This window comes from Sphingomonas sp. SFZ2018-12 (assembly GCF_022496715.1).
In the GTDB taxonomy this organism is placed as follows: Bacteria; Pseudomonadota; Alphaproteobacteria; order Sphingomonadales; family Sphingomonadaceae; genus Sphingomonas.
This window is the reverse complement of sequence record NZ_WTFM01000001.1, coordinates 1141011-1154795: the sequence shown is the minus strand read 5'-3', so window position 1 is coordinate 1154795 and position 13785 is coordinate 1141011. Positions and strand designations below refer to the sequence as shown.

Annotated in this window: 14 protein-coding genes; 10 read left to right on the top strand and 4 right to left on the bottom strand. The window is 68.4% G+C overall.

All coding sequences use genetic code 11. The features are described from left to right. Positions 1–97 precede the first annotated feature (97 nt). Positions 98–793: a glutathione binding-like protein gene (locus tag GO308_RS05305; RefSeq protein WP_240884319.1), complete on the top strand. Its 696-nt coding sequence runs from the start codon at positions 98–100 to the stop codon at positions 791–793. A gap of 37 nt (positions 794–830) precedes the next feature. On the opposite strand, the gene GO308_RS05300 is transcribed toward GO308_RS05305, so the two are convergent. Next, positions 831–1628 carry an SDR family oxidoreductase gene (locus tag GO308_RS05300; protein ID WP_240884317.1) on the bottom strand — a complete coding sequence of 266 codons (798 nt, stop codon included), beginning with the start codon at positions 1626–1628 and terminating at the stop codon, positions 831–833. A gap of 103 nt (positions 1629–1731) precedes the next feature. Here GO308_RS05300 and GO308_RS05295 point away from each other — a divergent pair, with 103 nt between their 5' ends. The 9 genes from GO308_RS05295 (at position 1732) to pyrF (ending at position 11139) form a co-directional block, all read left to right on the top strand. After that, the gene (locus GO308_RS05295; RefSeq protein ID WP_240884315.1) at positions 1732–3264 is read left to right on the top strand and encodes a class I adenylate-forming enzyme family protein; all 1533 of its coding nucleotides are present in this window, start codon (positions 1732–1734) and stop codon (positions 3262–3264) included. Next, positions 3261–4031: a thioesterase family protein gene (locus GO308_RS05290; protein ID WP_240884314.1), complete on the top strand. Its 771-nt coding sequence runs from the start codon at positions 3261–3263 to the stop codon at positions 4029–4031. Before GO308_RS05295 ends, GO308_RS05290 begins: the two co-directional genes overlap by 4 nt. A gap of 123 nt (positions 4032–4154) precedes the next feature. After that, entirely contained in the window at positions 4155–4790 is a 636-nt protein-coding gene (locus tag GO308_RS05285; protein ID WP_066675190.1) for an EF-hand domain-containing protein, read from the top strand. A 110-nt stretch (positions 4791–4900) separates the two neighbouring features. Continuing rightward, positions 4901–5617: a response regulator gene (locus GO308_RS05280; RefSeq protein ID WP_066478736.1), complete on the top strand. Its 717-nt coding sequence runs from the start codon at positions 4901–4903 to the stop codon at positions 5615–5617. Further along, the gene (locus tag GO308_RS05275; protein ID WP_240884312.1) at positions 5614–6969 is read left to right on the top strand and encodes a HAMP domain-containing sensor histidine kinase; all 1356 of its coding nucleotides are present in this window, start codon (positions 5614–5616) and stop codon (positions 6967–6969) included. The genes GO308_RS05280 and GO308_RS05275 overlap by 4 nt, the downstream gene beginning before the upstream one ends. A gap of 39 nt (positions 6970–7008) precedes the next feature. Next, complete coding sequence (locus GO308_RS05270) at positions 7009–7707, top strand: endonuclease/exonuclease/phosphatase family protein (protein ID WP_066675201.1); 699 nt, start codon at positions 7009–7011, stop codon at positions 7705–7707. Between the two features lie 24 nt (positions 7708–7731). After that, the gene (locus GO308_RS05265) at positions 7732–10029 is read left to right on the top strand and encodes a patatin-like protein (protein WP_240884311.1); all 2298 of its coding nucleotides are present in this window, start codon (positions 7732–7734) and stop codon (positions 10027–10029) included. A gap of 76 nt (positions 10030–10105) precedes the next feature. Next, positions 10106–10465, top strand: a complete 360-nt coding sequence (locus GO308_RS05260) for a lipopolysaccharide assembly protein LapA domain-containing protein (protein WP_240884309.1) — start codon at positions 10106–10108, stop codon at positions 10463–10465. Next, positions 10465–11139 carry an orotidine-5'-phosphate decarboxylase gene (gene pyrF, locus GO308_RS05255; RefSeq protein WP_240884300.1) on the top strand — a complete coding sequence of 225 codons (675 nt, stop codon included), beginning with the start codon at positions 10465–10467 and terminating at the stop codon, positions 11137–11139. Before GO308_RS05260 ends, pyrF begins: the two co-directional genes overlap by 1 nt. Positions 11140–11145: 6 nt before the next feature. Here the strand turns inward: pyrF and rmuC are convergent, their stop codons facing one another. The 3 genes from rmuC to recR form a co-directional block, all read right to left on the bottom strand. Further along, complete coding sequence (rmuC, locus tag GO308_RS05250; RefSeq protein WP_240884298.1) at positions 11146–12534, bottom strand: DNA recombination protein RmuC; 1389 nt, start codon at positions 12532–12534, stop codon at positions 11146–11148. A gap of 66 nt (positions 12535–12600) precedes the next feature. Further along, on the bottom strand, positions 12601–13125 hold the full coding sequence (def, locus tag GO308_RS05245; protein ID WP_066478552.1) for a peptide deformylase: 525 nt from the start codon (positions 13123–13125) through the stop codon (positions 12601–12603). A 45-nt stretch (positions 13126–13170) separates the two neighbouring features. Then, positions 13171–13767: a recombination mediator RecR gene (gene recR / locus GO308_RS05240; RefSeq protein WP_240884296.1), complete on the bottom strand. Its 597-nt coding sequence runs from the start codon at positions 13765–13767 to the stop codon at positions 13171–13173. Positions 13768–13785: the final 18 nt, after the last annotated feature.

Genomic DNA, 13785 nt, shown 5'->3' with positions numbered 1-13785 from the left:
CTTGGCGCACGCGCTGCGCGGGCGGTTGCCGGGGCGCGCACCCCGCCCCACATGACGTGCGCCCAAGGCGCAAATACACACACGGAGTCCCGCTGCCATGATCGAACTTTTTTACTGGCCGACCCCCAATGGCCACAAAATCACGATGTTCCTGGAAGAAGCCGGACTCGATTACCGGATCACACCGATCAACATCGCGGCCGGCGAGCAGTTCGATCCCGGTTTCCTGAAGATCGCGCCCAATAATCGCATGCCCGCGATCATCGATCATGCGCCCGCGGATGGTGGCGACCCGATCTCGATCTTCGAATCGGGCGCGATCCTCACCTATCTGGCCGACAAGACGGGCAAGTTCTGCGGCGCGACCCCGCGCGCGCGGATCGAGGTTTCGCAATGGCTGATGTGGCAGATGGGCGGCCTGGGACCGATGCTGGGCCAGAACCACCATTTCAGCCGCTACGCGCCGGAAAAGATCGAATATGCGATCAACCGCTACGTCAACGAAACCAATCGGCTCTACGGCGTGCTCGACCGGCGGCTGGCCGGCCGCGACTTTGTTGCGGGAGACTATTCGATCGCCGACATGGCCGCCTATCCGTGGATCGTGCCGCACGAGGCGCAGGGTCAGAATCTCGCCGATTTCCCGAACCTGAAGCGTTGGTTCGAATCGATCGCGGCACGCCCCGGAACGAAGGCCGCCTATGCGAAGGCGGAGGGGTTGAATACGACCCCCGTGGTGACGGAGGAATCACGCAAGATCCTGTTCGGTCAGACCGCAAAGGCCGGCGGCTGAGCGGACGACGGCCCCGCACCCTAACGTGCGGGGCCGGTCAGAGCTCGCGTCCGGGCCGGCGGCTGAGCGCGACGTCAAGGTGCCCGCCCGCGTCGACCAGAATTATCTCGCCCGTCATCGCACGCATCGCCGGGTCGAGCAGCGCGACGATGGGCGCGGCGACGTCTTCGGCCATCGTCGCCATCGCCATCGGCACCTGGGCGGCGACGCGCTGATTGAGCGCGGCAAATCCCTCTGCGCCCAGCCGGTCCGAGTACCAGCCGGTTCCGACATAGCCGGGCGCGACCGCATTGACCCGGATGGCGGGGGCGAGCACGCGCGCCATGCTCTTGGTCAGCGTGATCAGCGCGCCCTTCGAGCAGGCATAGGCGACCGAGGAGCCCATGCCGAACGCGCCCGCCACCGATGCCACGTTGACGATCGCGCTCGCCGGCCCGGCGCGAAGCGCGGGCGCACAGGCCCGCGTCATCTGGAAGGCGGCAACGGTGTTGACCCGATAGATATCGACGAAATCGTCCGCCGACAGCGCCTCCAGATCCTCATGATTGGCGAACTTGGTCTTGCCGGCATTGTTGACCAGAAAATCGATGCGCCCGAACGCCGTCATCGTCGCATCGGCAAGCGCGCGACACGCGGTATCGTCCGCGATGTCGGCCTGAACCGCGATCGAGCCATTGGCGAGTTCTGCAACCAATGCTTCCGCCTTGTCGCGGCTGGTCGCGTAATTGATCGCGCAGCGCACGCCGCGCGCCGCCAGTGCACGCACCACCGCCGCGCCGATCCCCGTGCCGCCCCCGGTCACGATCGCGACGCGGCCGTCCATCGCATTCGCCATGCCTCGCTCCTTCTTTCAGCATCCCTGCGTTTTTCGAATGTCGCGTATGGCATTTGCCGATCCGATCGCCTAGCTGCGACCAGTCAACGGTGCGGGAGGAAGGATGGCGCGCGCGGCTGAACTGCTGGACGCCGATTTCGGCACGTTCTCGGACCTCGTGCGCGCGCATGGACGCGAGCGGCCCGATCATGTCGCGGTCATCGATGCGGCGGCGCGTACGACCTATCGCGAACTCGACCGCATGATCGACCGGATCGCCGCCGCCCTGCAGCGCGACGGGCTGGCAAAGGGTGATTGCGTCGCGATCCTCGCCCTGCCCTGCGCGGCCTATGTCGCGGTGACGATCGGAACGCTGCGCGCTGGTGGCGTGCCCGCCCCGCTTGCCCCCTCGGCGACCCCGGCGCAGCTTCGCGCGATGATCGCGGATTGCGGCGCCCGCATGCTGTTCGCCGATGCGGCCGGCGTCGAGGCGTTGGGGGACGACGCGACGAGCATCGTGTCGACCGTGCGGATCGACCAGCCGCTCGACACCTGGCTTGTCGACGTTGCCGAACCTGCGCCCGTCGCCGTCGGTCCGGCCGATGCGTTCACGATCATCTATTCGTCCGGCACGACCGGCACGCCGAAGGGGATCGTGCAGAGCCACGCGATGCGCTGGGCCTATGTGCGGGTCACCGCCACGGCGGGCTTTTCGGACGCGGTCACCATCGTCGCCACGCCGCTCTATTCGAATACGACCAACGTCACGTGGCTTCCGACGCTCGCTTATGGCGGCACGCTCGTCCTGATGGCGAAGTTCGATGCGCGGCGCTTCCTCGAACTCGCCGCGCAACATCGCGCGACGCACGTCATGCTGGTGCCCGTCCAGTATCAGCGGATCATGGCCGACCCCACGTTCGACCGGTTCGACCTGACAAGCTTCCGGCTCAAGGCGTGCACGAGCGCGCCGTTCAGCCCCGCGCTCAAGCGCGACGTGCTGGCCCGGTGGCCGGGGCTGCTCGTCGAATATTACGGCATGACCGAGGGCGGCGGGTCGACGATGCTGATCGCCAGCTACTTCCCCGACAAGCTCCACACCGTCGGGCGGCCGATGGAGGGGCACGACATTCGCCTGATCGACGACGAGGGGCACGAGGTGCCGCCGGGCGCTACCGGCGAAGTGGTCAGCCGGTCACCGGCGCGCATGTCCGGCTATCACAATCGCGACGACGCGACGCAGGCCGCGACGTGGATCGCGCCCGACGGGACGCGCTTCATTCGCCACGGTGATATCGGCCGCTTCGACGCGGACGGCTTTCTGATCCTGATGGACCGCAAGAAGGACCTGATCATCTCGGGCGGGTTCAACATCTATCCGTCGGACCTCGAGGCCGTGCTGGCGATGCACCCGGCGGTGGCGGACTGCACGGTGATCGGCGTGCCGTCCGATCAATGGGGAGAAACCCCGGTCGGCGTCTTCGTGCCCCGGCGGGACGCGGATGCCGCGCCTGACGAGATTCTCGCCTGGTTCAACGCGCAGGTCGGCAAGACCCAGCGCCTGTCCGCGCTCCACGCGATCGAGGAGCTGCCGCGCAGCGCGATCGGCAAGGTGCTGAAGCGCGAGTTGCGCGACCGCTTCGCGCGCGAGGCGGCATGACCGCGCTCGCCACGCTGCTGGCGGAGGCGCGTCCCGCCGGCGATGGCTTCGTCGCCACCATCCCCGAAACCTGGCTCCAGGGCCGCACGGCCTATGGCGGGCTTTCGGCCGCCCTCGCCCTGCACGCCGCGCTTGGCCTGGCTGACGACCTGCCGCCGCTGCGTTCGGCGCAGGTCAGCTTCATCGGGCCACTGGCCGGCGAAGTGACGGTCGAGCCGCTGCTGCTGCGTCGCGGCCGTAACGCCGCCTTCATCCAGGCCGATGTGCGGTCAGAGGCGGGGCTGGGCCTGCGCGCGACCTTCGTGTTCATGGCGCAGATCGCCTCGACCATCGCCCGGGATGCGGCGCCCCGCGCGCCGGTTCCGATCCCGCCCGCCGACGCGGCGCTCTATGTCGGTCCCGACACCTTCTTCACCGGCAATTTCGAGTTCTACAATGTGAAGGAGGGGCTTGGCCCTGCCGAATGGTTGCGCTGGGCGCGCCTGCGCCAACGCAACGGCCTTCATCCGATGGTCGAGATGATGGCGATCGGCGACGCCCTGCCGCCTGCCGCGTTCAAGCTGTTGAGCGAACCGCGGCCGTTGAGCTCGTTGACGTGGATCCTGAACCTGACGACACCCGCACCCCGGACCGATGATGGCTGGTGGCTGCTCCGGGCGAACAGCGATCACGCCCGCGACGGCTATAGCAGCCAGTCGATGCGCATCTGGAACGCGGCCGGCGATCCGGTGGGCGAAGGGATGCAGGGCGTCGCCATCTTTGGCTGATCGTGCCGCGGGCGGCGACAAACTGCGACAATTTCGTCACGCGGTGACATCGGTCTGCGACAGCATCCGTCGATAAACCTCTCCAGACGGCAACGGTGCCGCGTTGGAACGAGGACTTGCAAGATGAAGAAGCTCATACTCCTGGCCGCGCTGTCGGCGACGACGCTCGGCGGGGTGGCGGTCGCCACCCAGGGCATGGCGCCGGGCGGCGGCATGGCACGCGGCGAGCGCATGCTGAAGCGCGTCGACACGAACAATGACGGCGCGATCAGCCGCGACGAGATGCGCGCGCAGGCGGAAAAGCGGTTCGCCCGCCGCGACGCGAACGGCGACGGCAAGCTGACGGCCGAGGAACTGCAGCGGCGCGGCGGCAAGCGCGATGGGCGCGGCCATGCCGGCCATCATGGCGGCGGTCGCGCACCGGGCGCGATGATCGACGGGATGTTCGAACGGCTCGACACCAACCGCGACGGATCGATCACCCGCGCCGAAGCCGACGCCGCCAAGGCGCAATGGGCGGCGCGTGGCGAACAGGTGCGCGCGGCGATGCTGAAGCGCGTCGACACCAACGGTGACCAGGCGATCAGCAAGGCCGAGGCGCTCGCCCAGGCCGAACAGCGCTTTGCGCGTCTGGACACCAACCGGGACGGCCGCATCGATGCCGACGAGCGTGCCGCGACCCGCGCCAAGTGGCGTGAGCGGTTCCAGCGCGGCGCGCCGGGCCCCGATGCCGCACTCGAAACCCCCGCGGGCGAGTGACGGCCACGCATCGCCGGGCGGCGACTTCCCCTCCCCGAACCGCCCGGCGATGCGATTGCCGCCCTTGCGCGGCCTGTTTCCTTCTGTCCGGACTGTGCTAGCCGATGGACATGGCTGATCTTCCTCATCTGCTGCTGGTCGACGACGAGCGCTCGATCCGCGAGCCGCTGGCGCAATATCTCGGCAAGCAGGGCTTTCGCGTCACCCAGGCGGGTGACGCCGAAGGCGCGCGGTCGCGGCTGAGCGCCTATGCGATCGATCTTGCCATCGTCGATATCATGATGCCGGGCGAGGACGGGCTCAGCCTGTGCCGCCACATCCGCGCGACCAGCGACACGCCCGTCATCCTGCTGACCGCCAAGGCCGAAGAGACCGACCGGATCGTCGGGCTGGAAATGGGCGCCGACGACTATGTCGTGAAGCCGTTCTCCCCGCGCGAGCTCGCCGCGCGGATCAAGGTGGTGCTGCGCCGCGCCGCAACCGGCGTGCGCCAGCATGCGCCCGAAACCGGCGCCTTCGGCTTTGCCGGCTGGGTGCTCAAGACCGGCGAGCGCACGCTCGTCGACCGCGAGGGGGTCGAGGTGCCGATTTCGTCGGGCGAGTACAACCTGCTCCATGCGCTCGTGCTGCGGCCGCGCCAGGTGCTGACCCGCGACCAGTTGCTCGACCTGACCCAGGGGCGCGAGGCGCAGGCGTTCGACCGCGCGATCGACAATCAGGTCAGCCGGCTGCGCAAGAAGATCGAGCCCGACCCGAAGAACCCGTCGATCATCAAGACGGTCTGGGGCGGCGGCTATACGCTGGCCACCGAAGTCACCCGGCTGTGAAGCGGTTGCAGCTCTGGCCGCGCAGCCTGTCCGGCCAGATCGCGCTGCTCGTCGCGCTTGCGCTGTTCGTCGCGCAGGCGATCAATTTCGGGCTGCTGCTGCGCGAGCGCCGCATCGTGCGCTTCACCCAGGTGACCCTGCCCGCGATCACCCGCATCGTCGACGCGGTTGACCGCATCGAGAACGGGCGGTTCACCGGGTTGGGGTGGCAACGGCGCGGACGCGTGCGGCTGGTGGCGGCAAACCCCGTGCCGGGGCAGCTGCGCGCCGCGCGCGATGTCGAACGCGGCCTGGCGGAAGCGTTGGACGAAGCCGGTATCGTACATGGGCGCATCGTCACCGGGGTGCGCCCCTTCGACCGCGGCGATCCGCGCATCGCCACCCTCGCCCCCCGCCGGATCGAACGGCTTCGCCGCTTTGGCGCCGAATTGCTGGTCGCAGTGGAGCTGCCCGGGCGCGGCTGGCTGTCGCTCGCGATCCCCTGGCCGCGCAGCGACCTGGCCCTCATGTGGCGACTGATCGCCCAGACGGTCATCCTCTACATCGTCGTGCTGATCCCGATCCTGTGGGCGGGCCGGCGCATTTCCGAGCCGCTGCGCAGTCTTGCGGCGTCCGCGCGCGGCTTTCGCCCCGGCGCGCCGGCCGTCCGGATCGACGAGCGCGGACCGGGGGAGCTGCGCGATGTGATTTCCGCCTACAACGCGATGGGCGATCGCGTCACCACGATGCTGGACGAAAAGGACCGGATGCTGGGTGCGATCGGCCATGACCTGCGCACGCCGCTCGCCGCGCTGCGCGTCCGCGTCGAATCGGTGGAGGACGAGCAGGATCGCGCGCGAATGGCGGACATCATTGCGGAAATGAGCCGCACGCTCGAGGACATCCTGTCGCTCGCACGCCTGGGCCGGCCGAGCGAAGCGATCACCGATGTCGACCTCGCCGCGCTCGTCGACGCGGTCGTCGCCGACTTCCATGACCTTGGCGCGGACGTGGTGACCGAGGACGCGCCGCGCACGCCGATGCGGCTGCGCCCGTCGCTGATGCGGCGCGCGCTGCGCAACCTGATCGAAAACGCGGTCAAATATGGCGGCTCGGCCGAGGTTCGGCTGACCGCGACCGCAACCGAGGCCCGGATCGAGGTCTGCGATCGCGGCCCGGGCATCCCGGCCGGACAGCTCGACGCGGTATTCGACCCGTTCAAGCGTCTGGAGAACTCCCGCAATCGCGACACCGGCGGGATCGGCCTCGGCCTCGCGCTGGCCCGCGCGATCGTCGGCGATGCGGGCGGCGTGATCCGGCTGGCCAATCGCGACGGCGGCGGCCTGATCGCGACGGTCGTGCTGCCGCGCTGACTGGTCGCGGGGCGTGCGACCGCCTAGAAGCAGCGGGACATGATCAAGGTCGCGAGCTATAACATCCGCAAGGCGATCGGCACGGACCGTCGGCGGATGCCCGAACGGATCCTGGCCGTGCTCAACGAGATCGATGCCGATATCGTCGCGCTGCAGGAATGCGACCGGCGGTTCGGTGCGCGCACCGCGGTCCTCCCGCGCCACCTGCTCGACGAGCACAGCGACCTTCAGCCGGTGCCGCTCGCGCGGCGACCCGACAGCATGGGGTGGCATGGCAATGCGCTGCTGATCCGCAAATCGGCGTCGGTGCTTGCCGGCGAGGCATTGCACCTGCCCGCACTCGAGCCGCGCGGCGCGGTAACCGCGGACGTTCATCTCGCCGGCCGCCCGCTGCGGATCGTGGGCATGCACCTCGACCTGTCGGGGCTTTGGCGGCGACGACAGGCGCATGCGGTGCTGTCGCACCTCGACGGCGCGGTCGAACGGCTCCCGACGATCCTGATGGGCGACCTCAACGAATGGCGGCCGGCGGGCGGTTGTCTCGCCGATTTCGGCCGGGATCACCGGATCGTGCCGACCGGCCCCAGCTTTCACGCGCGCCGGCCGGTCGGACGGCTCGATCGGATCATCGTGTCAAGCGACTGGATTGTCGAAAGTTGCGGCGTCCATGCCAGCCGGGCGGCGCGCACCGCTTCCGATCACCTGCCGATCTGGGCTAGCCTTTCGCTGAAAAACTAGAACGGCAACGCCGGGGAGAGCGGCATGGAAGTGCGCGACAAGGAGCTGAGGCTCGCGCTGGTCTGCTATGGCGGCATCAGCCTGGCGATCTACATGCACGGCATTTCCAAGGAGATCTGGCACCTGGTCCGCGCCAGCCGCGCCTATCGCGAAGGCGAGCCCGCGACCCCGGGCAGCCAGGCAACCTATCGCGCGCTGCTTCACGAGATCGAGGCAACCGCCGGGATCAAGCTGCGCGTGCTGAACGACATCATCGCCGGCGCGAGCGCGGGCGGCATCAACGGCGTGTTCCTGGCCCAGGCGATCACCACCGGCCAGTCGCTCGACCCGCTGACCAATCTCTGGCTCGAGCTCGCGGATGTCGAAGCGCTGATCGACCCCGACCAGGCCCCGCAATCGGCGCTGACCAAGGCATGGGCGCGCCCGATCGCGTGGATGGCGCTCAACCGGATCAAGATGGTCGACGAGACGGTCGAGGCGAGCGCGCGCGAAGAGGTTCGCGACAAGCTCGACCATTTCGTGCGGTCGCGCTGGTTCGAGCCACCCTTTGGCGGCAAGCGCATGCTGCACATGCTGCTCGATGCCTTCGACGCCATGGCGGCGGCACCTGCGGGCCCGCGCCTGCTGCCGCCCGATCAGCCGCTCGACCTGTTCGTGACGGTGACCGATTTCGGCGGACATCCCGAGATGCTGCGGCTCAATTCGCCGCCCGAGGTGATGGAGACCGAACATCGGCTGGTGGTCGCCTTCAGCGATCGTGGCCAGGCGGGGGACGCGATCGGCGCACCCGCCGAGCTCGCCTTTGCGGCGCGCGCGACCTCGAGCTTTCCCGGGGCATTTCCGCCCTTTACGGTCGCCGAGCTTGACGAGGTGCTGGCCGAGCGCGGCGTCGAATGGACGGGGCGCGACGCGTTCCTCGCCCGCGCGCTGCCACGTCAGGCGGCTGCGAAAATGGCCGAAAGCGCGGTACTGATCGATGGATCGGTGCTGACCAACGCGCCGTTCGCCCCCGCGATCGACGCGCTGCGCGAACGCCCGGCGCGCCGCCAGATCGATCGACGCTTCGTCTATATCGACCCGACGCCGGGCGCGCGCTTCGGCCTCTACGGCCGTGCCAAGGGCCCACCCGGCTTTTTCCAGACGCTGATCGCGTCGATCTCGGAACTGCCGCGACACCAGCCGATCCGCGACAATCTGGAATCGATCGCGACGCGATCCGACCGGATCGAGCGGCTGCGCCGGATCGTCGAGACGATCCGTGCCGAGGTCGAGCACGAGGTCGAGAGCCTGTTCGGCTATACCCTGTTCCTCGACTTTCCCACGTCCAAGCGGCTGATGGCGTGGCGTAACCGCGCCCAGGCACAGGCGGTGGCGCGTGCGGGGTTCGGTCACGCCGCCTATGGGCTCGTCAAGGTCGAGGGCGTGGTCGACCGGATCGCGGACCTGCTGCTGCGGGTCGGCGACGAACCGGGACCCGAACGGCGGCGCGCCATCCGCCAGTCGATCGCGCAGTGCGTCCACGCCCGCGGCTATGACCGCTTCGGCGGCAGCCGCCCGGGCACCGCCGACTCGACGACGATCGATTTCCTGCGCACCTTCGACCTCGGCTTTCGCATCCGCCGGTTGCGCCTGATGGCGCGCCGCCTGACCGAGCTCGACGCACTGCACGTCGACAGCGACCTGCGGCCGATCCGCGACGCGGTCTATGCCGCGCTCGCCGTCTATCTCGATTGCGAGCGCCACAGCCGCTTCGCCGACCTGCGCCATGATGTCCGCGCGATGCGCGAGGAGGCAGGGCCGATCCTCGACCGGCTGGGCGCAGCGATGGACCTGCGCGCGCTCGACGCCCGGACCGAGGAACTGCTGTCGCAGGGGCTGTGCGGCCTGTCGCGCGAGTTGCGGCGGCCGTTACTGCTTGCCTATCTCGGCTTCCCGTTCTTCGACATCGCCACGCTGCCGCTCCTGCAGGGCGAGGGGCTGGACGAGTTCGATCCAATCCGGGTCGACCGCATCTCGCCCGACGATGCTCCAAGCATTCGCAGCGGCGGGGCCGCGGCGACGCTGAAAGGCATCCAGTTCAACTATTTCGGGGCGTTCTTCAGCCGCGCCTATCGCGAGAACGACTATCTCTGGGGCCGCCTGCACGGCGCCGAGCGCATGATCGACATCGTACTGTCCACGCTCGGCGCGAACGCGCACCTCCCGCCGGGGCGCGTAACCGCCTTGAAGCGCGCGGCTTTTCTGGCGATCCTCGACGAGGAGCAATCGCGGTTGCAAACAATCCAGCCGCTGTTTGCGGAGCTGCGCGCCGAAATCGGCTGAAACCGGCCTTCAAGCTGGCAATGCGCGCGCGGGACGCATAAGATCACCCCCGGGATAGGCGGATCAAAGGATCAACATGCAGTTTTTGCGGACCCTGTTCTGGGCGTTGCTCGTCGGGCTGGCCGTCGCGTTCGCGTTCAATAACTGGGTGTCGGTCGATGTCCGCCTGTGGGGCGGCCTCGTCGCCCAGATCAACCTGCCGGTACTGCTGCTGCTTACCTTCCTGCTCGGTTTCGTTCCGGTCTATCTGCTCTATCGCACGTCCCGCTGGCGGATGCGCCAGCGCCTCGCCGCGTCCGAGCGCAACGTGATGGAACTGCGCAACGCCGCCCAGCTTCCTGCCTTTCCGCCGGAAACCGCGCCTCCCGGCCCGGTGGAACTACGCGAAGATCCGGACATGCTGCCGCTGGGCGCGCCGCCGGCGGATGCACGCTGATGCGCTCGCCGCTCTTCGTTGCGCTCGACACGCCCGATATCGATCGCGCGCGGTCGATCGCCACCCGCGTCCGCAATCATGTCGGCGGCATCAAGCTTGGGCTGGAGTTCTTCGCCGCCAACGGCCGGTCGGGCGTGCGCGAGATGGCGGAAATCGGTCTGCCGATCTTTCTCGATCTCAAGCTTCACGACATCCCCAATACCGTGGCCAAGGCAATCCAGGCGCTGCGGCCGCTCGAGCCTGCCATCCTGACCATTCATGCCGCCGGTGGCCGCGCGATGATGGAGGATGCGAAGGCGGCGGCGCCCACGGGTACGCGCGTCGTCGCGGTGACGATGCTCACCAGCCTCGACGGCAGCGACCTGCGCTCGATCGGCCTGGCGCCCGATCCGCATGAACAGGTGGTGCGGCTGACCGAACTGGCGCGCGCCGCCGGCATCGACGGCGTCGTGTGTTCGGGTGCCGAAGTCGCCGCCGCCAAGCGCGCCTGGCCGCAGGGCTTTTTCGTCGTCCCCGGCGTGCGGCCCGCCGATGGCCATGCCGGCGACCAGAAACGCGTGGTGACGCCGCGCGCCGCGCTCGACGCCGGCGCTTCGATCCTGGTGGTCGGCCGCCCGATTACGCAGGCCGAAGACCCCGACCAGGCCGCCCGCGCGATCGAAGCGACGCTCTGACCCCCATTATTCCGCCGCGTCGGGCAGCGACGGCGCGATGCTCAGCTTGGTCAACGGGCGCGGCGACTGCTCGACCATTGGCAGCACGTCGATCGACTTGCCGCCGGTATCGACATTGAGCGTTTCGAACCGCCGCGCCTGCGTCATCACGTTCGATTCCAGGCTGCCGACGAACGCATTGTACGCCCCGTTCGCCAGTTCAAGATTGCGGCCGAGCCGGGCGACATGCTCGCCCATCTTGGCGACACGCGCGTGCAGTTCGCGCCCGAGCGCCGCGATCTCGCGTGCTTCGCCGGCCAGCTTCTCCTGCCGCCACACCGCCGCCACCGTGCGCGCGATCGCGATCAGGTTGGTCGGGGTCGCGATCAGCACGCGGCGATCGAACGCATAGTCCCAGAGGTCCGGCGCATGTTCTAGCGCGGCGGACAGGAAATGTTCGCCCGGCACGAACATGATGACGTAATCGGGCGCGTCCTCGAACTGCGCCTGATAGGCCTTGGCGCCCAGCGCGGTGACGTGCCCCTTCATCGACGCGACATGCGCGGCGAGGTGCGCGGCACGTTCGCCCTCGTCGACCGCGCCGAACGCGTCCTGATAGGCGTTGAGCGATACCTTCGCGTCGATGACCAGCGATCGCCCGCCGGGGATGCGCACGATCGCATCGGGGCGCAGCCGACCGCCGTCCGCCTCGACGCTGACCTCCATCTGGAAATCGGTGTGCTCGGCAAGTCCGCAGCTTTCGAGCACGTTGCGCAGCTGCTGCTCGCCCCAGCGCCCGCGGGCCTTGGGGGCGGAACGCAGCGCGTTGACCAGCTTCGCGGCCTCCGACTTGACCGATTCCTGGCCGACCCGCATCGCCTCCATCAGCCCGGTCAGGTTGCCATAGGCTTCCTTGCGCTCGCCCTCGACGCTGGCGATCTTTTCCTCATAGCGCTTGAGCGTCGCCTCGACCGGCTGGAGCAGCGCTTTAAGCTTGGCCTCGTTGCTCTCGCCGGCCTGGGAAAAGCGCGCGTCGGCACGCTCCAGAAACGCCTTTTGCGCTTCCGACAGCGATCGGTTGGCCAGCTCGTTGAATTGCGCCGCCATTAGCTCGCGCGCGTCCTTGAACTCCTGAAGCCGCGCCTCGAACGCCTCGGCCTTGGCCCGCAGGTCGACCAGCTCCAGCCGCGCCTGATCGCGCTCGTCGCGTAGCGACGCCATGGCCTCGCGCAGGACGGGCACTTCCCGCGCCTGCTCGCTTGCGCGCGCCAGGTCAGTGATCGCGGCCTTGAACTCGGCCTGGAAATGGTCGCGCTCGGCGCGCATCGCCGCGACGCCGCGATGGCCCAGCCACCAGCCGATCGCCAGCCCGCCGAGCAGCGCAAAGATAAAGAAAAGGGCGGTGATCGGGTCCATCTGCGCTCCGCAAGAAAAGAACGAAGCGCGAACCTATCCGCTGGCGTGCCCGACGGCAAGCGTCGATCAGGCGGCCTTGCGCGCCTTGTTCAGCTTCTTGAGGATCATCTCGCGCTTCAGGCGCGACAGATGGTCGAGGAAGACGATGCCGTTCAGGTGATCCATCTCATGCTGGATGCACGTCGCGAGCAGGCCGGTGAACTGTTCGTCATGCTGGACGCCATCTTCGTCGAGCCAGCGCACGCGACAGGTCGCCGGGCGCTCGACATCGGCATATTGGTCGGGGACCGACAGGCAGCCTTCGGTATAGACCGACTGCTCCTCGGACGGATCGACGATTTCGGGGTTGATGAACACGCGCGGCTGACGGATCGGCTTGCCGTCGGCGTCCTCCTCCTCTTGCAGGTCCATGACCAGCAGCCGCTTGGGCACGCCGACCTGGATCGCGGCCAGGCCGATGCCGGGAGCCGCATACATCGTCTCGAACATGTCGGCGATCAGCTGCTTGACCGCGTCGTCGATCGTCTCGACCGGGGTCGAGATCAGCCGCAGGCGCGGATCGGGCACTTCGATGATGGGAAGGATTGCCATGTCGGGGATTTAGGATTCGTCCGGTGCAGCGTCAAGCAACTGACGTCACGCCACCGGGCGGCGCGCGCGCAGCGCCTGCGCCAGCGTGCCCTCGTCCAGATAGTCGAGCTCGCCACCGACCGGCAGGCCATGCGCAAGCTGGGTGACGCGCACCGGGTGCCCCTCCAGCCGCTCGGCCAGATAGTGTGCGGTCGTCTGCCCCTCCAGCGTCGCGTTCATCGCCAGCACGACCTCGTCCACGCCACCGTCGGCGACGCGCCGGATCAGCGCGTCGATGCTCAGATCCTCCGGCCCTACCCCGTCGAGCGCCGACAGTCGCCCGCCCAGCACATGGAAACGCCCGGGGAACAACCGCGCGCGATCAAGCGCCCACAGATCGGCGACCTCCTCCACCACGCACAGCGCGCGCGCATCGCGGCGCGGATCGGCGCAGACCGCACACGGATCGCTCGTGTCGACATTCCCACAGGTCGAACATGGCGTCAGCCGTTCGGCGACCGCCTCCAGCGCACGCAACAGCGGTTCAAGCGCGGTTTCACGCCGCTTGAGCAGGTGGAGCACCGCGCGCCGGGCCGAACGCGGGCCCAGTCCGGGCAAGCGGGCAAGGGCTTGGGTCAGCGTGTCGATTTCGCGCGAGGCCATGGTCGCCGATCAGATAGG